The organism is Rhodococcus pseudokoreensis (genome assembly GCF_017068395.1).
Lineage (GTDB): Bacteria > Actinomycetota > Actinomycetes > Mycobacteriales > Mycobacteriaceae > Rhodococcus_F > Rhodococcus_F pseudokoreensis.
This window is the reverse complement of record NZ_CP070618.1, coordinates 116,591-134,275: the sequence shown is the minus strand read 5'-3', so window position 1 is coordinate 134,275 and position 17,685 is coordinate 116,591. Positions and strand designations below refer to the sequence as shown.

Below are 17,685 nucleotides of genomic sequence, written 5' to 3'. Positions count from 1 at the left end.
TTCTTCCACCCTATTGCTTCATATGCCGTGAGCTTCCGCATTGGTTTCTGACTGATGTTCTGGAACGTCAGCGGATCTCCGATGAGCCCAGCAGAGCCCACCGGAGCACAGCCCAGTAGGGCGCATTAGAGCGCAGCTCAGCAGAGCACAGCTCAGCAGAGCACAGCCCAGTAGGGCACAGCCCAGTAGGGCGCATTAGAGCGCAGCTCAGCAGAGCACAGCCCAGTAGGGCACAGCCCAGTAGGGCGCATTAGAGCGCAGCTCAGCAGAGCACAGCCCAGTAGGGCGCATTAGAGCGCAGCTCAGCAGAGTGCAGCCCAGACCAGCTGTTGTTAGTGGTGATTCCGATAGCAGAGATGTTCTGAAGTTTCCTTAGATAACTGCATGTCATTGCAGGCTATGTGTCCTTGGGCTACATACGATCTAGCTAGCTAAGGGAAGTAGATCAGATGTATGCGTAGGAATTGTAAGGTAATATAAGCTTATATAAGTGCCCATATGGGAATAGGAAAGGGAGGAATATGACGATCACGGCGATCGCGAACCTCAAGGGCGGCGTCGGAAAGACGGTGGTCGCCAATGGGCTCTCGCATGCCGCTGCCGCAATCCGCAGGCCGGTCCTGCTGGTCGACGCGGATATGCAAGGCAACTCCACTAAGCACCTCACCGGGTACACGACATCTGAGCCAGCGCCGAATTCGCTCGCAGATGTACTCGACCGATCGACGGATTTGCCGATTCATGACGCGATCTTCGCCGCACGGCGTGAAGAAATACACGTAGTGCCGTCGGGCTTCGCTGAACTTCAGGCGGTTTCGGACCAGCTGGGAACCAAGCCCGGGGGAGAGATGTCCTTCGCTCGCGCGCTCAAGCCGGTCGCTGGCGACTACGAGCACGTCCTGATCGACTGCCGCCCTGCGATTGACCTAGTGTCCCGAAGCGCCCTGTACGCCGCCGACAATCTTCTGATCGTCGTTAACCCGGAGCCGGACGCAGTGGACGGCCTCAATTCGATCCAGAACGCACTGGAAGACCTGGCTGAGTACATGGACAAGGTCCTTCCCATCGCGGGGATTGTCATCAACAAGCTTGACGGCCGTCGCAACGACCACGCGGACGTTGTCTCCTACCTCAAGGAGTACGCGGCTGCAGACGGTATCGCTTTGCTTGGCGACCCGATCATTCAGAAAGCAGACATCTCCAAGCTGACCAACGTCGGTATGGGGTTCGATGAACACCCCTCCAATCCGGTCTGGTCCCGCAACCTTCACAACAACTTCATCGAGATCCTGGAGAAGGTGGCACTCTGATGAGCAAAATTCCCCAGCCCGCCCGACCCGTGCCTCGCAGTGCGCGCAACACGTTCGCTCAGGCAGCGGCAACGACAACCGCAATGCCAGAGGCCGTTGCATCGGAGTCGCCCGCAACGTCGTCTGACGCGCCCGCAACGTCGTCTGACGCGCCCGCAACAGTTACTCGCTCTGCAGCATCGTCTGCAACGCCGCGGCAACGCAAGGCTGCACCGGAGTCGACGAAACCGGCCGCAGAGAAGAAGCGCAAGGCTCAGACCACCGACATCCTGCTGTCTCTGGATGAAGAACTGAAGGACCGCATGGTCGCAGCGCTCGAACACACCCGCCCCCGGACCGGGATCAAGAGCCAGCAGATGTTCATCCGCACCGCGATCGACCAGCTGTGCACCAAACTCGAAACCCAGTACAACAACGGCGAACCTTTCCCCGCGCCTGCCAACGAAATCGCCATATAGCCCATATGGGCAAGCAGTCGCCATATGGGTTATATGCGCAACGTTGCGCCGAAGCCGGATATGAAACCTGCCAGCACAAACAGCATTGCAAAGGTATGGCCGTGCAACGGCCGCAACGAAAAGAGACCCCGCCGGGGCCTAGCCGGCGGGGCCTCATTGACCGGGACCCCGTGGAAGGAAAACCCGATCATGACCGACCTTAATCTCCGAGCATTACGAGTCCAGCGCCGCAGCATCTTCGCAGTCGGCATTGCGGTGGCAATCGCCGTAGTTGCGTTCATGCTGTCTTTCGCGGTGTTGCGTGAATTCGCATTGCAAGACGGGATTCCGCACTCACTCGCGTGGATCTTCCCACCGATCGTCGACAGCGCAATGCTGAGCGCAACGATTGCCGTCGTTGCGCTCCGGACGATCAACCGCAACGGCATTGCAACCGCAACGCGTCCGGTGGGAAGTGCACAGCTCTCGCCAGGCACGATTCGCTGACGACCGACAAACAGAGAGACCCCGCCGGGGCCTAGCCGGCGGAGCCTCATCGACCGGGACCCCGTGGAAGGAAAACCCGATCATGGCCAACTTTAAGCTCCGACTTAAGCCTCGACGAGGACAAATCCAGCTCGCCAGCCTGATTGTTTCGTTGGTCCTTGGAATCCTCATTTCGATCGGAATCACCGTAGGTGCCTTTGTGCTGTCCTTCGCGGTCCTGCGTGACCTCGCACAGCAAGCCGGGATTCCGCACTCACTCACGTGGATCTTCCCGCTGATCGTCGACGGCGCAATCATGGGCGCAACGATCGCGGTCGTTACGCTGAGCAAGATCGACGGCGTGCCGGGTAAGCGATTCTTCAAGGCGCTCGCTGTCATCGTCGTTTTCATCAGCGTCGTCGGGAACGCGTACCACGCAGATCAATGGGCAACCCGAGCCGGACAGAAGGTGGCAGCCGGCGCCGATCTGGGGTACACACCGCTCTCCCCGATAGGAGCTGCGCTCATTGCGGTCATTGCGCCGCTCCTGGTCCTCGCCTTTACCCACGGCTGCGGGATCCTCATCAGGGCGATCGGGATCGCCCAAGCCTCCACCGCGCGCGTCCAAGAATCTCGCGACCAGGAACAGCGGGAAAGCGCTGTGGAATCCGAACACCGCGACGAGCGGATCCGGCAGACCTCGCAGCACTACCAGCGCAATGCGACAGACGTTGCGCCGGTGCCCGGTGACATCCCGGTTGGTGTTGTCCCGATCGATGTTCCCGTCGCCGCTGCGGCCTCGACCCCCGTAGGCGAGACCGCAGATTCGGCCCAGGTTGAGGACCTGAGCCCCGTTGCTCTCCCCACGGAGTCGGCCGTTGCCGACGTTGCGGACGCGGACAGCGTTGCGGACATTGCAGACCTGGGGCAGCAGGGGGTAGTCCGCAATGCGCCGAGCGAGGACTCCCAAGAGCTCTACGTGTTGCCGGACGAGGAGCAGACCATCGAGAACCTCCTCGCCTTCATCGACTCCTGCGATGACTTCGAACCCGTCGTCAAGGAAACCGCCCGTCTCCGGATCACCGAGAACCTCAGCTACGCCGAAATTGCGACGATAACGCGGGCCAAGGCGTCCTCCACCGCAATGCGCCGTTTCGACAAGGTCGCGCACCGCGCAGTGGATGCTGGATTCCGGACACCGCCGCTGCCCGAGGTCGACGATGCAACGGACATTCGCAATGCGGCAACACCTGATCAGCAGTACGCGCTGGTGGGGGCGCGCTGATGCCCCACCGGGGGGAGGGCGGCGACGATCAGTTCGTGCTCTTCGACCTCACCGCCGACGAGGCGGCCGAGGGCGATACCCCGGTGGACGCCGGTGCGGCAACGAGGGCCATCGAATCCGACGTTACGGTGCAATACTCGCCCGTTGCGGACGCAACAGAAGTCGACGTTGCGCACCAGGACGTCTGCGCTCAAGCAACGTCGGACGAGGATGCAACGGAGGTCGGTGTTGCAGACGAAGCGCCCGCAGCGTCGCCGCCGCTATGGGAGGCGTTGCCGGTCGGTGACGAGGCCGACGGTCATGCGGTGATCGTCACCGCGGCGGGGACGTATACGCCGTCCGGGCGGGAGTTGACCGGTGGGGCCGCCGCGTGGCGATGCGGATCGCCCGCGAGGCAGGTCGTTGGCCGGTCCGCACCGTCACCGACTCCTGGGTGTACCTCCTCGCCGGTGGCGAGGATCTCGCCGACCCGAGCGCGGCACTGGGGAAGATGGCGGTGGAGAAGGACACCGTCCTCACCGACACACTCCTGTCCGCCGTGGCGTCGGCGCAGGACGTGCACGAGGTGAACCTGGCAATCAATGCGGTCTTCGCCGACGAGAACGACGGGGAGGGGGTGCTCTGATGGCCCTGCACCTTCCCACACCCCGCACCACCAAGCCGCCGCAGCAGGCGGTCGGCCTCGACGGCCTCAAAGTGAACGTCGCCGACGCCGCGACCAGCGGTGTCGAAAAATCGAAGCAGGTCAAGAGCGGCGGACTGGCCGCACTGACCAGCAAAGTCTCGATCAAACAGCTGCGCACCGAGCTCGGCAACGACGGTCTGCGGCAGGCCGCGATCGACGCCGGCCGCACCCCACCGTCCGACCGGACGTTGCGGCGGTGGGCGCAGCAGGGCCGCATCCCGCACCCGGACATCCTCGAACGCGCGCAACGCCGTGCGGCGATCGAACGCCTCGGCGGCATTGATGCCGTCGCACAGAAGATCGGGCGTTCCCGCTCCGCCGTCTCCCGATACCGCTCCGGGGACACCAACGAGCTGCGGGCCGACGCCAGCAAGAAACTCAAAACCGTAAAGGCGCAGGACATCATGAAACGCGCCGGGGTGCTGCGGCCGGACGGCACCCCGAAAAGAGCAGTCATCCGGGTCAAGGGCGGTGTCATGGTCCGCAACGGCGCCGACGTGGGATACGACTACCGGGTCCGCACCCTGGATTTCGCGAACTCCGACACCCCGTTCAGTAGCGAGGAGTCCCGCGAACTGGCCGCCGCCCTCGCGAACGACGATCACGCCCGAGTCGTTGCGCTGCTCGAGCGGCACGCCACCCTCGACTACCCGGAGAACAAGGGCTTCGACAGATACAGCGACCAGTTCGGGTTCCACTTCGACCACATCGATTCGGTCCACATCGACTGGATCTGACCCGGAGGGGACATGTCGTTTCCGCAGGTCATGACGCGAGGAAGAGACACGGCGTGCGCGGGGGCGGGAGGCAGGGCGGGGTGCGGATGAGGGTTATCCACATACCCCGTTGAATCTGGCTGCCGAATTCGGTCACCGTATGCACCTCACCCCATCGGTGTGTGTTCTTCGGACGCTGCGCGTGGCATCCCGGGGCCGCATCGAGGGGTGAGCGTCCAAGCTCGCCGGCGACAGATGAGGTGCCCATGCCCGCAAGATGTTCGAGAGCCCGCAGCGTGGTGGCTCTCGTTGCGTGCGCGACCGTCGCCGGCGGTGCCGTCGCATTGACCGCCCCCGCTATCGCGCACGCCGACCCCACCGGCTGTGCGGCGACGTTCAATTTGCTGATCCCCGGTACCTGGGAGACCTCGGAGAACGCCGACCCCCACCAACCTGTCGGGATCCTCACACCGGTCGCTGACGCCATCACCACTGCCCACGGCGGGCGGGCAGAGGTCTACACCCTGCCGTACATGGCCCGTGCGTTCGACAACGGACATACCTACGCCGACAGCAAGGTCGACGCCCTCACCAAGGCCGAGGCCGTACTCACCGAGGTGTCGAGCAAGTGCAGGAACACGAAGTTCACGATTACCGGCTACTCCCAGGGCGCCGATGCAGCGGGCGATCTCGCCTCGGGGATCGGCAACGACAAGGGGCCGGTGCCCGCTGATCGTGTGCTGGCCGTCGGCCTGCTCGCCGACCCCGGCGCCGGCACCAAGGGTGCGGCGATCGTTGGGCCTCGAACCTCCGGCGCAGGTATCGCGGATCCGCGACCCCAGGGAATGGGCACACTCTCCGGCAGAGTTGCCTCGATCTGCGATCCCGGCGACCTGTACTGCTCGATCCGCAAGGGCGACAACCCGCTACTCGGCTCGCTCGGATCGATTCTGAGCAAAACCACCGGCACGGGCGACACCAGCAACGTCGGCGGAAGTGCCGAACTGGCGACCGCGCTGACCTCGGATTTCTCCGGAGCTGACCTGCCCGCGCTGGGCCGGGGTGTTGCCGCGCTCGGACAGCAGCTCGCCGAGCCGAACATCAACGTCGGCGCTGTTGCCGCAACGGCGTCGTCCATCGCACAGACACTCGCCCCGATGGCGGATCTGATCGACTCCGGGACCGCGCACGCCGCCGCCGGACAGCTCGCCGGAGCCCCGGTGGGTAGCCCCGAACACAGTGCCTCCGAGGTGCTGTCCCACGCCGGGGAATCCGATCTGTCGGCCGCGCTGACCGCCGTGACGACGCTTGCCGACACCGCGGGCAGGCTGGCCGATTCGGGCTCATCTGTGGCCGGGACGTCGGGGGACGCGGCGCAGCTCTCGGCCGCGGCCACCACCCTCGACGGTCAGCTCGCCCCGCTGACATCCACCCCGGCCGATGCGCTGTCGACGGCCTCGAATGTGCTGTCGGTGCTGAAACCGGCCACGGTGGTGGGCCAGGTCCTCAACGTCGCCACCGGGGTGACAGCTCTCGACGTGCCTGGCATTCTCCGCAACCTCACGATGCTGCCGCAGAAGGTCGCCGCGCTCGACGCCCGCGGAGCACACCAGGTGGCCGGCGAGCTGAACAACCAGTTCGCACCGTTGGTGAAGATGGCCGCGGCCGTCGATCTTCGCTGGGTGTCGCAGGTGCTCTCGGTCATCCCGGACCCCACCGGGTACACGCAGATTGCTGCGCTCGTGGCGTCGATCCTCGCAAATGTCGACGTCATCCGGCTCGCCACCCTGATCGGACAGATCCAGGAAATTGCCTGGACCGCGGTGGAGAAACTGCTGCCACCACCCGGGCAGCTACCCGACCCGCTCGGAGCGGGTGCGGCGATGACCGGACTGCTGCCCGTTGGCCTCGACCTGGCCTCGGTCGCGGTGGCCATGCTCTCGGGCAAGGCATCCAAGACCCCTCCGGAGCTGCTCGGCACAACCTCGAAGGCGGCCACCACCATCGCCGCCCAGGCGCAGAATTTCGATCTGCCGGCGCTGACCGGCTCGTTGACGACCATGGCCCAGTCCCGCGGTGCCGAGGATCTGGCCGCTCTGGTCGGAGAAGGGCTCGAGGCCGCGAGCTTTTTCACCTCCGGCGCCCACACCAACTACAGCGCTCTGGTCGTCGATAACGCAGGCCGCGACGCGATCACCTGGCTGTCGGATTGGCTGACGCTGCAGATCGGACGGTCGGTATGACCTCCCGCGCCCACAATCCGGCCGCTCGCTGGACCTTCTGCAGCCTGTGTCATCACCGCGGTTATCACAGCCGCGCGGACGCCAGGGCCGTGCGCAGAAGACATCCCGGGGAGAAGGGCCTCGCCGTGTTCGTTTGCCCGCACACCGGGGGACTGTTCCATGTCGGTCACCGCCCAGATGCGCTGACCAGTGGTCAGATCGATCGGCAACTGCTGCGACACCAAGCAGTCCGAACAGCGGAAGGTCGACGAGAATGAGATTTGGCAGCAACAAGTTTCGATCGTCGATCGCCCTGGCGTACGTCGCGGTCGGGTTCCTCGGGGGCGCCGGCCACCAAGCCGGAATCGACCGCCCGCGCGGTCTACCACGGACTGTGGTCACCGCGGCACAACAGTCGCCGGCAGAACAGGCCCCGGCGGCAGGCGCCGCTCGAGCGGGGGCCGAGGTACCCGGCGTTGACGAGTTGATCGCCGGGATGACCGTTGTCGGCCCATCTCCACGGTCGCCGGATACGACCGAGACTGCGGCAAGGGAAACGGCTGCGCAGGACTGGGGAGAACGACGCGCGGTATTCGCTGACGACACCACCTCGAACGTGATCGCATCCGAGGAAAAGTGAACCAGTCGACATCGAAGCGGGGGCCGCAAGTGCCCCTGATGATCAGCCGGAATATCAACAACGATACGAAGGAACCGCAGATGAGCCTCCACGCCGATGTAGTCCACCGTGCGCTCTCCCTCGACGAACAGTGCGTACATGCGTTGAGAAACCGCGGTCTGCGGCTGACGCGCGCCGAGAGGCAGGTTCTTTATCGTGTGGTGCGGCAGAAGGGGAGTGAGGAGTTCTTCCTCGGTGGTGTGCTGGGGATCCACTTGGTTCTCTTTCTGCTGTTCGCGTGGGTTCTCCGCGCCTTGGGAGATCAACTCGGGGTGCCGATCCTCCATGAACTTGCGGGGCTCGCCCTGTTCGGTGCGGCGTTCCCCTTCGTCGCGCAGTTCTTTCGGTGGGTGCTTCATTCCTTCGGGCCGATCCGCGCCTGGCGTACCCGCCGCTTCGAGACTGCCCGGGGCCGAGCCGAATGCGTGCTCTCTGAGATCTCAGAACGAACAGCACCGGTCACCGCCTGACAGCGTCACTCCACGAACTTCGTGGACTCAACCGAACAGGCAGCCCTGGAGAACGACGCACACACGGGCGATGCTCACCGGTCACTAGCGTGACTGAAAAGAAATCCGCGGCAACAGGTGATAGTCGGCGTCCTACCTGTTTGAACGACACTTCCTGCGAACGATTTCCGCTTGTAACATACAAGCTCGACGTTGTAAGGTAGTGGAGATCGGAAGCTCGGATGATCTTCAAGGCATGACAGGGTCGAGCGGAACGGACCGGGGGAGAATGGAATGTCCCACGACGGCGTCCTCATCACCCCTGTCCACCGAGCGGCGCAGCGTCGTAATCGACTAGCCCGCTTCGGTATCCGAGACCGACTCGGATGTGGGGACATGCCGCCGGGCCAGTACGATGCCCACATGTGCCGCTCGAAAGCCCACGGAAGTGGTCGACGTTGCCCGGGGTGCGGAAGCTACAAGGCCGCTGCGAAAGCCAACGCGAACAGGCGATTGGGCCGTGAAGCTAGGAAGAAGGTCGTCGACCACCTGAAATAGCAGGGCATGACCCTGACGGCGGCCGCAGTGCAGGCGGCGCCCCCGAGCGTCCTGCCGGAGCTGATGTCGGCGTTGGGAATCGACCCGGCAGTGCTGGGGGAGACCCCGATGCCGAGCGTCCACGCCAACCCGCCGTCAGCGAAACTGCTGATCGCGCACGCCGAAGCCGAGCGTGCGAAACTCGCCAGCCCGACGCTCACCCCGGCACAGGTCGCGCTGGAGGAGGCCGAGCAGCACCTGGCCGCAGCCGACGCGGAGACCGACGACGCCCGAAAGGCCGTCAACCGGATGCGGGCCCGGCTGCGGAAGGCGAAGAAGGCCGCCGCGGAAGGGACCGGAGCAGAGTCCGAGGTCGCCGCGAAACAGCAGGACGTCGACGACGCCAAACAGGCATATCTCGATGCCCAGCGCCGTCAGGGCGAAGCCCGCGACGACCTCGCCGCCGCCAAGTTCGGCCTGCACGAGGACATGTCCACCGCTGCCGAACGCGACGCCTACTTCGCCTCCCTCTCCGACGACGAGGTCGACACGATCACCCGAGCGCTGAACCGCCGCGCCGCGCCGGCCGCGGAGCAGGCTCTCACCGAGGGCGGACAGCCCGGCCTCTCCTCGATTCCTCGGGATACCGGCGTCTACAACGCCGGCACCATTCCGATGGAAACCGGATCCGGTGTCACCGAGGTCGAGGGACGCCTCCTCGACGGCGGGACCGCCATCTACCGGCGCGGCTACTCGGACTTCATCATCCTGCAGCGCAGCGGCGACGCGTACCACCCGGTGGGGCAGGCGAGTAGTAAGAACGACGCGCTGGCCAAGGCCAATCGAATTCCGGTCCTGACCGCGCCCGATCCGCTGCCGACCGGTGCGACCGAGATGCAGAAACAAGCCCACGCGATGAAGGGCGAAGTCGGGCTGCACGTGGCCCGGAAGGCGGTCGCCGGAGCCCTATCCACGCCGGCCGCGCAACAGGCGTTGATCGACGAAGAGATGGCCGAGGCGAGGGACACCCTGACCCACGCACTCGGCGGCGGACCGGCCCGCGCCGACATCCACGACGGCATCAAACGGCACAAGAGCCGGCTGCGGGAGCAGGCGGCGGACGCGGCAGGGCAGCAGGCGCGGGCGACAGCCCTCGCGGCCGGTGCGAGCACGGCCGAGGCCGACGCCGCGTACCTGAAGGCGCACCGACGTGCCCTGGGAACACCGACGGTCGGGGGCGGGGTGATCCCGCACTTCGACCACGACATCCCACCGCACAGCCTCGGCGCCGACACCCACGCCAGCCTCTGGCGCAGCGGAATCCGCGCCTACGGCAAGGAAACCGCCGGCGACTACAGCGTCATCGGACAGAAGGCCGGCGACCTGAAGGCCTGGGGGTTCCAGGTGGGCCCCGGCGGGCAGGTGCAGACGTCGAGCATCGGGTCGTTGACCACCTCGAATGCGCAGTTCGTGCAGAAGATGCTCAGCTATCAGGAGCGGACCGCGCTGACCACCTACACCGGCGGCGGCTACCACGCGATCAATGCGGCGATCACCGGCCGCGACCCGAGTCCGTCCGGGCACGTCAAGACCGTGGTGTCGCAGCTGGACTCGGCGTTCGGCAAGTTCCGGGAACACAACCCGAACACGGCGCCGATGACCCTGGTGCGCGGCACCCGAGTGCCGAGCGGATTCAAGGGCAGCACCGAGGAGTACATCGACGCTGCCTTCACGGTCGGGTCCCGCATGCAGATCGGCAAGGTGACCAGCTTCTCCACCAACCACGGCACCGCGAACGCCTTCGCCGGCCACCCGCCGTACATGATGGTCGTCCGCACCCGAGACGGACTGCCACTCAAGTCCATCTCGAACTTCTCCTCCGAGGACGAGGTCGTCCTCCCGATGGGCACCGATCTGCGGTGCGTGAAGGTCGACCACCAGGGCATCGGTGGCCGGCCGACGGTCTACATGGTCGCCGAAGACCTCGTCGCCGAATCCGATTCCGGCACCGGCGGCGGCGCGACCAAGGCCGCGTAAAACATTATCTACCAGCTAAAATGACACGTCCCCTCCCGGGAGGGGCGACAACGGAAGGACTACCGCGATGGCCGCACTCAGCGACGAGCAGCTCGACGAGATCCGCCGGCAACTCGATCAGGGGATGACCCCGGACGCGATCGCCGACTACCTCGGACGTGTCGCCGACCTGGACCTGATGGACATCGAGACCGTCCGCACCGCCGCCTACGCCCTCTCGCGAGGAGAGACCCCATGACCGCACCGACGACCGGCAACCACACCGCGCCGGCCGACACCCAGATCCGGTACGCCAACGCGATGACCGGACTGGCCGCCGGCGACGCCTGGGGATACCAGGTCGAATTCACCAGCTACGCACAGATGCCCGCGTATCCGGTCACCCCACCCACCGGACCGTGGGTCATCTCGGACGACACCCAGATGACCCTGGCCGTGCACCACGCCCTGGCCGAAGTTACCGACTTCGACGACATCGAGACGGTCACCGACGCTATCGTCCGGCAGTTCCTGCTCTGGCAGGTCGACCCCGACAACACCCGCGCACCGGGCCGCACCTGCATGCGCTCGCTGCACAACCTCCGCGCCGGGGCCCGCTGGTACGACACCGACGGCGCCGTCGAATCCGCCGGCTGCGGGGCAGTGATGCGCCTGGTGCCCACCGCCTTCGCTCCGCAGCCGTATTGGTTGGGGTTGACCGCCCTGCAGGCGGTGATCACCCACAAACATCCCCGCGCCGTGGTGCCGGCGTTGCTGCTCGCCGACGCCACCCGCCACGCACCGCAGCGCCGCGGCCGATTCCTCGAGCACGCCCTCACCGCCGCCGCGCAGATCTACCACGGCACCAGCACCTGGACCGAGGACCGGTATCTGCGGGAGGTCCTCGCCCCGATCACCGGGGACGTGTCGTCGTACCTGGTAGACGGGCTGAATGACGGGACCGCGGACATCCTCACCGCCGCCGCGGGCCGCCTCGAACAGCTCCGCCCGCTGTCGCCGGCCGAATTCGGCGACCCGTGTGCCGGGATCGGAGAGGGCTGGGAATCGGCCAGCGCCATCGCCCTGGCCCTGCTGGTCGCCGACCTCGCCACCACAGACAACGGCCACCCGGCTCCTCTGACAGGGCCGGAGGCGCTCGCCTGGGCGGCCACCAGCAACGGCGACTCCGACTCCATCGCCTGCATCGCCGGCGGACTCATCGGCTCCGCCCACCCCGAAAACGGTTACTGGGCCACCGCGGGTCTTTCGCCCTCCTTCGAGCCCCGCTATTCAGAGGAGATCACTGCCGCGGCGAGCCGGCTCCCGACCGGCGGCACAGCCGACTGACGTCACCTACGCCACCACGTAGGCGCTCCGTGGAGCTCGCGGGGGAGTACCTGCAGCACTGTCCATAGAACCCCTATTGCCCCTATCTCCCATATGGGTAGTAGGGGCAATAGGGGCGCCCGGTTGGCGGCCGCAGCGCGTCCCTGCTGTGGCCCGTAACTGGGAGTCTCTCGCGCCGACAGGCGGCCGTATGGGAACATATGTTCGAACGAAGGTGTCGGGCGTGGGAGGTGCTGTGGAGGCCGAAGCGGCGGTGGACCCGAGGGCCGACCGCATCGAGCAGCTGCGACGGCGGATGGACGCGATCCCGGCGCGCTCGGCCGGGCCGCCCCGGATCGGCCGCTCCGACCCGCGTCCGGTGGGGGAGCAACCCGCAGCGGCGGACATCCGGACCCTGCCGGTCGCGGGTCCGTTGGCGGAGCTGCTCGTGCACCGGGGGCTGGTGCGCGGCACCGTCGCGCAGATCACCGGCCCAGCGTCCCTGCATGCGAGTCTTCTTGCCGCGGTGACCGGTTCCGGCCACTGGGCCGCTGTGGTCGGCGACCCGACTCTCGGATTGCTCGCCGCCGTCGAGATGGGCGCCGACCTGAACCGGTGCGCGATAATCCGGGATCCAGGGGACGACCCGATAGCGATCGCCGCGGTGCTGGTCGACGGCCTCGACCTGGTCCTGGTCAGCCTGGGTGACCGGGACATCTCACCGAGCCGGGTGAGGGCGGTCACCGCGAGGGTGCGGAGGGCCGGGGCGGTCTTGGCTGTCGACGGGCGATGGCCGAACGTCGATGTCCGGCTGCGCGCGGAGGTGGCCGGCTATCACGGACTCGCGGCCGGCCGGGGGCGGGTGACTGGCCTCGACCTCGACGTTGAGGCCATCACGCGGGGCCACCGGCCGCGCCGAGCCCGGGTCACCGTTGCCGGCTGCGGCGGGCACGTCGAATGGACCACCGCCACAAGAAATCCCGTCGCGCCGTCGCCGGCGCCGGAGTTGCGGGTCGCCCAATGACCGAACCTGCCGTGGCCCCCCGATGAGCGCGCCTGCCGGCCTGGAGGGTTGGAGCGAACCGTTTCCCGGCGCGCCTGTCCTACGCCGCCTTCCTGCCCCGGTGCCCGTGGTTGTCGACATGGCCCACGTCCTGCCCGGACCGTCGGGGTTCATCCGCGCCGACACTCTGGCATTACGGGTGAGGGCAGGCGGGGTAGTTCTGGAGTCGGAGATGCCCGGGGCCCTGCATTCCTGGCTCCGCGTCGCGGCCGACGGACGGTGGCTCGCGCAGGTCTGCGTGCCGGTCCGCTCCGCGAACGGACGCGGGCACCTCGACCTCTGGCTGTGGGTCGAATCCGCGAACGTTGCACCACAACCGACCATCCGCGACACCCCACCGGCACCGGAAAATGATCCTGAACTGGGTGGATGACACGTCCCCCAAGTGGTGTCGCGGATACTCTCACCCTCCCTGGTATATGAGTATTCCGGTAACGGGTACCTGTTCCGCTCACCCGGCCGCGCTTGTAGGCTCGCGGCCATGACCGACAGCGCACGCGACCGCGAACTCGATCTCGTCCTCTACGGTGCCACCGGGTTCGTCGGCAGGCTGCTCGCCGACTACCTCGCCCGCACCGCCCCGGACGGGGTACGGATCGCGCTCGCCGGACGCTCCCACCCGAAACTCGAGGCGCTCCGCACCACCCTCGGGCCGCGGGCCGCGAACTGGCCGATCCTGATCGCAGACTCCCAGGATCCCCTCGCGCTCGTCGAGCTGGCCGCCCGCACCCAGGTTGTGGCGACCACGGTGGGCCCGTACGCGAAGTACGGGGCCGAACTCGTGGGCGCCTGCGTCGCGGCGGGCACCGACTACGTCGACCTGACCGGGGAGGTGCTATTCGCCCGGGACAGTATCGATGCCCACCACGAGAAGGCCCGGGCGGGTGGGGTGCGGATTGTGCACTCCTGCGGGTACGACTCGATCCCCTCCGACCTCGGGGTGCACGTGCTGTACCAGGCGGTCCGAGCCGACGGCGCCGGCGACCTGGGGGAGACCACGCTGGTGGCGTCGCTGCGCGGCGGCGTCTCGGGCGGGACCATCGATTCGCTGCGCACCCAGATCGACGCCTCCCGCCCCCACCCGGCGCTGCGCCGGTTGGCCGCATCCCCGTACTCGCTGAGCCCCGACCGCACCGCCGAACCCGACCTCGGCCGCCAATCCGACATCGCGATCGTGAACGGCGCCGACATCGCCCCCACGGTGCGGGGGTGGACGGCACCATTCGTGATGGGCTCCTACAACACCCGCGTGGTGCGCCGCAGCAACGCGCTGCGCGGCTACCTGTACGGGCGCACCTTCAAGTACCGGGAGGTGATGAGCGTCGGCGGCTCCCGACTGTCCCGCCTCTACGCGGGCAGCGTCGCCGCGATTCTCGGTGGCCTCGTCCTCGGCCTCAGTGTCCGGCCCACCCGGTATCTCCTCGACCGCATCCTCCCCGCCCCCGGCCAGGGCCCCAGCGAAAAGACGCAACGCGACGGGTATTTCGCCATGGACCTCTACACCACCACCACGACCGGCGCCCGCTACACCGCCCGAGTGAAAGGGGACGGGGATCCCGGCTACCGGGCCACCGCGGTCATGCTCGGCGAATCCGCACTGAGCCTGGTCCTCGACCGCGACCGGCTCCCCGATACGGCCGGGGTCCTCACCCCCGCCACCGCCCTCGGCGACGTCCTCGTCGACCGGCTCAGAGGTGCCGGCCTCGAGATTTCTGCCCGCACACTCTGACACGACCTTCTCTCGAGCCGCCGGCTGGCTCGCGAGTTCAATTCCACCCACGCGATGGGAGCTCGTATCGGGCTGACCCGCCACGCCGGAGCCTGCAGCATGATCCGAGTCTGGTCTTGTCTGCGAGCATCCCTGCGGTCACCGACGCATGAGGTGGGGGACGTGTCGTCCTTCCTGTTCAAGGGATCGCAAGTGTCGCATCAGACTCGGTTCCTGGTGTCCCGTCTCGCGATGTCCGGGTCGCCGGCAGGGCTGCCGGACGGCATCTCGTTCGGGGTTTCGTACCTTGCAATGCATCGTTGTATTGTTTGGGCCTGTACGGACCCGCGCGCGGCACCTGCCAGGCGTGATCGCCGGGCAGCACCCGAAGGACCCCGTCCGATGGCCGGGGAATGACCAGAAAGGACACTCGTCCACGATGGCGAACCCGCATCGATTGACCACCGATCAGGTCCTCGAGCTGATCAAGGCGGAAACCGGTACCGAGCTGTCGGCCACGACGTTCCGCGGATACGTCACCCGCGGGCAGGCTCCGGCGCCGGTGGAGAAGATCGGCCGCACCCCGCTGTGGAAACGGTCGGAGATCATCGAGTGGGCGAACAACAGGCCCGGCCAGGGCGCGCGCACCGACCTCCCCAAGTCCCGCCGCCGGCGCACCGACTGACCCTTCTCATCCCTGTTGGTCACTTGCCAACGAAATAAGCTGGTGTGCAACAGAACCGGGCGAACAGCGAAGGTTCTCGGGTGGGGGAGACGGGGTGGGCGTGTGGTGCCCGGGCGACGCGGACACGGCGGGACCGTTACCATCGCCTCTGGCCCTGCGGGGACCAGCTCCACTACGAATATCGACGATTACCGGGGGATGAATACACATGAGCGCTGAGGTCACGCAGGCGGAGAAGGACGGCGCCAAGAAGTACAGCCCGATCGTGTTGTCCGCCTACGACACGTTCGTGCTGCAGTGGAGCAACACCTACGCCTGGCGCTGCCCCCGCGAGCGACTCCTGGCCCACTACGACACCCACCTCGGCGCCCGGCACCTCGACATCGGCCCCGGCACCGGCTGGTACCTGCACAACGCCACCTACCCCACCGCGGCGCCCGAGATCACCCTGATGGACCTCAACACCAACACGATGGCGATGACCACCGGCCGGCTCGCCGACCGCGCTATCACCCCCGCCGTGCACACCGGCAGCATCCTCGCCCCCATCGACCCGGCCGTGGGGGTCTTCGATTCGGTGGCAGCGAACTTCGTGTTCCACTGCGTCCCCGGAACCTGGCCGCAGAAAGGCGTAGCGTTCGGGCACATCGCCCGGGTCGTCGCCGACGACGGGGTGTTCTTCGGCTCCACCATCCTCGGGACCGGTGTGCAGCACAACCTGTTCGGCCGCGCGTTGTGTGCCTTGTACAACGGGCCGATCAAGGCCTTCGACAACACCGCCGACGACGAGGACGGGCTGCGCACCGCCCTGTCGGCCGCATTCGAAGATGTCGAGATCACCGTCATCGGCACGGTGGCCGTCTTCGCCGCCCGCCGGCCGCGACGCACTCCGGCCTCTTAGCGGCCCCGAGGCCGACAGATCCGGCGCCCACCCCCGTCGACACTGCCGGGCCGTGACGTCATACCCCGGCACTCGGTCGACGGTAGAGAAACAGGCCGCCACCGCACGCCGACCGATCTACGGAAAAGTTCCGCAGATCAGGACCGGGATGGAGCACCGGCCTGGGGCAGTGGGTGGCGACCTGTTGCTCGTCGCAGAAGCCACCATAGATCGCCGCACCGACAGATCCGCCGCGCACAGACTCCGGCGCCGCCCCGGACGGGCTGCCCGCGACATCACTGGACCGCCTGGACTCTGCGGCTCGGCACCCTCGTGGTCGGTGCCGCGATCCCCTCAGCCCGACGGGTGGCGCGGTTGCTGTCGCTGCCCGCGGCACAAACCTTCGCCATGACGGTGCTTTCGCCACCGCTGCTGGTCCCTGTGGTGGCACGCCGCCGCCCTGGGTTGGGGCTCTGATGGCGGACTCCACCCGGATCGGGTCCTGAGATGGCCCGCCGTCGTCCTATCGGGGAGGTGCGGTTCACTGGTCGGCGGGGACATGCCATGCCCGCTGGTCGAGGCATCTTTCGGCCCGAGTGCGAGGGTCTTCTCGCCGCCGGAGCCCTCGAACCCGCACAACCTCGAACCCGCACAACCTCGAACCCGCACAGCCTCCACCGCGTTTTCCCGCGAGCTCTGGAAGCAGCACGAAGAGCGCATCTCCGTCCGACGTGATCGCGCATGACATAGAACCTGTCCGTCCGCAGGTACATGAAGCCTTGTAACATCACAATGTCATCATGTAATGTACATGTTGTTGATGCAACGCCGCTACGTCGAATTACTGCCACTGCCACTGCCACTGGCGCTATTAGTCACAAGGTCAACATGCCATGTCGGACTGTGTCAGAACAGGCGAGCGACCGCCGTCATCGCGTCCCCGTTGAACCCGGCGCCACTTACTCTGACGCGCACCAACCACCTACAGGAGTTCTCGTGTCCCACCTCATTGCCGAAGCCGTCACCCCCGACCACCGCGACCGCATCACGATCGTGCACGGATACCGCCGCGACGAGGCGGGTTCGCAGTTCGCTGCGGTGGAATTCGCCGACGGCACCGCGGGGGAGGTCGACGTCCTCGACATCTTCCTGTCCGTTCCGGAGGCGGTCGCTGTCGCAGCCTGAGCTGCTCCACGGGCCT

Annotated in this window: 17 protein-coding genes and 1 pseudogene; 17 read left to right on the top strand and 1 reads right to left on the bottom strand. The window is 66.6% G+C overall.

Annotated features, from left to right (window positions below; genetic code table 11):
- The first annotated feature begins 521 nt into the window (after positions 1 to 521).
- From JWS13_RS05230 to JWS13_RS05215, 4 genes are all read left to right on the top strand, one after another.
- Positions 522 to 1,310 carry a ParA family protein gene (locus tag JWS13_RS05230; protein ID WP_206004821.1) on the top strand — a complete coding sequence of 263 codons (789 nt, stop codon included), beginning with the start codon at positions 522 to 524 and terminating at the stop codon, positions 1,308 to 1,310.
- Positions 1,310 to 1,768: a hypothetical protein gene (locus JWS13_RS05225; RefSeq protein WP_241032100.1), complete on the top strand. Its 459-nt coding sequence runs from the start codon at positions 1,310 to 1,312 to the stop codon at positions 1,766 to 1,768. The genes JWS13_RS05230 and JWS13_RS05225 overlap by 1 nt, the downstream gene beginning before the upstream one ends.
- 189 nt (positions 1,769 to 1,957) lie before the next feature.
- Positions 1,958 to 2,254, top strand: a complete 297-nt coding sequence (locus tag JWS13_RS05220) for a DUF2637 domain-containing protein (RefSeq protein ID WP_206004820.1) — start codon at positions 1,958 to 1,960, stop codon at positions 2,252 to 2,254.
- Between the two features lie 82 nt (positions 2,255 to 2,336).
- Positions 2,337 to 3,518 carry a DUF2637 domain-containing protein gene (locus JWS13_RS05215; protein ID WP_206004819.1) on the top strand — a complete coding sequence of 394 codons (1,182 nt, stop codon included), beginning with the start codon at positions 2,337 to 2,339 and terminating at the stop codon, positions 3,516 to 3,518.
- Here the strand turns inward: JWS13_RS05215 and JWS13_RS05210 are convergent.
- Complete coding sequence (locus JWS13_RS05210) at positions 3,488 to 3,712, bottom strand: hypothetical protein (protein ID WP_206004818.1); 225 nt, start codon at positions 3,710 to 3,712, stop codon at positions 3,488 to 3,490. The genes JWS13_RS05215 and JWS13_RS05210 overlap by 31 nt on opposite strands.
- A 161-nt stretch (positions 3,713 to 3,873) precedes the next feature.
- Between JWS13_RS05210 and JWS13_RS05205 the strand changes: the two are divergent.
- From JWS13_RS05205 to JWS13_RS05145, 13 genes and pseudogenes are all read left to right on the top strand, one after another.
- Positions 3,874 to 4,143 (top strand): annotated as a pseudogene (locus JWS13_RS05205) (hypothetical protein); the annotation flags it as partial.
- Positions 4,143 to 4,940, top strand: coding sequence for a hypothetical protein (locus tag JWS13_RS05200; protein WP_206004817.1), 798 nt, complete (start codon positions 4,143 to 4,145; stop codon positions 4,938 to 4,940). The pseudogene JWS13_RS05205 and the gene JWS13_RS05200, both read left to right, overlap by 1 nt.
- A gap of 245 nt (positions 4,941 to 5,185) precedes the next feature.
- A complete protein-coding gene (locus JWS13_RS05195; RefSeq protein WP_206004816.1) occupies positions 5,186 to 7,162 on the top strand; it encodes a cutinase family protein in 1,977 nt (658 codons plus the stop codon).
- Between the two features lie 615 nt (positions 7,163 to 7,777).
- Positions 7,778 to 8,290 carry a hypothetical protein gene (locus JWS13_RS05190; protein ID WP_206004815.1) on the top strand — a complete coding sequence of 171 codons (513 nt, stop codon included), beginning with the start codon at positions 7,778 to 7,780 and terminating at the stop codon, positions 8,288 to 8,290.
- 543 nt (positions 8,291 to 8,833) lie between these two features.
- Complete coding sequence (locus JWS13_RS05185; RefSeq protein WP_206004814.1) at positions 8,834 to 10,843, top strand: ADP-ribosyltransferase; 2,010 nt, start codon at positions 8,834 to 8,836, stop codon at positions 10,841 to 10,843.
- 67 nt (positions 10,844 to 10,910) lie between these two features.
- Positions 10,911 to 11,081, top strand: coding sequence for a helix-turn-helix domain-containing protein (locus JWS13_RS05180; protein WP_196775324.1), 171 nt, complete (start codon positions 10,911 to 10,913; stop codon positions 11,079 to 11,081).
- A complete protein-coding gene (locus JWS13_RS05175; RefSeq protein WP_206004813.1) occupies positions 11,078 to 12,169 on the top strand; it encodes an ADP-ribosylglycohydrolase family protein in 1,092 nt (363 codons plus the stop codon). The genes JWS13_RS05180 and JWS13_RS05175 overlap by 4 nt, the downstream gene beginning before the upstream one ends.
- Positions 12,170 to 12,392: 223 nt before the next feature.
- Positions 12,393 to 13,172 (top strand): hypothetical protein, encoded by a 780-nt coding sequence (locus JWS13_RS05170; protein ID WP_206004812.1) that lies wholly within the window; start codon positions 12,393 to 12,395, stop codon positions 13,170 to 13,172.
- Between the two features lie 118 nt (positions 13,173 to 13,290).
- The gene (locus JWS13_RS05165; RefSeq protein WP_206004811.1) at positions 13,291 to 13,584 is read left to right on the top strand and encodes a hypothetical protein; all 294 of its coding nucleotides are present in this window, start codon (positions 13,291 to 13,293) and stop codon (positions 13,582 to 13,584) included.
- Between the two features lie 108 nt (positions 13,585 to 13,692).
- A complete protein-coding gene (locus JWS13_RS05160) occupies positions 13,693 to 14,940 on the top strand; it encodes a saccharopine dehydrogenase family protein (RefSeq protein WP_206004810.1) in 1,248 nt (415 codons plus the stop codon).
- A gap of 418 nt (positions 14,941 to 15,358) precedes the next feature.
- Positions 15,359 to 15,604: a helix-turn-helix transcriptional regulator gene (locus tag JWS13_RS05155; RefSeq protein ID WP_206004809.1), complete on the top strand. Its 246-nt coding sequence runs from the start codon at positions 15,359 to 15,361 to the stop codon at positions 15,602 to 15,604.
- A gap of 208 nt (positions 15,605 to 15,812) precedes the next feature.
- Positions 15,813 to 16,505 (top strand): class I SAM-dependent methyltransferase, encoded by a 693-nt coding sequence (locus JWS13_RS05150; protein WP_206004808.1) that lies wholly within the window; start codon positions 15,813 to 15,815, stop codon positions 16,503 to 16,505.
- Between the two features lie 975 nt (positions 16,506 to 17,480).
- A complete protein-coding gene (locus JWS13_RS05145; RefSeq protein WP_206004807.1) occupies positions 17,481 to 17,669 on the top strand; it encodes a hypothetical protein in 189 nt (62 codons plus the stop codon).
- Positions 17,670 to 17,685 lie beyond the last annotated feature (16 nt).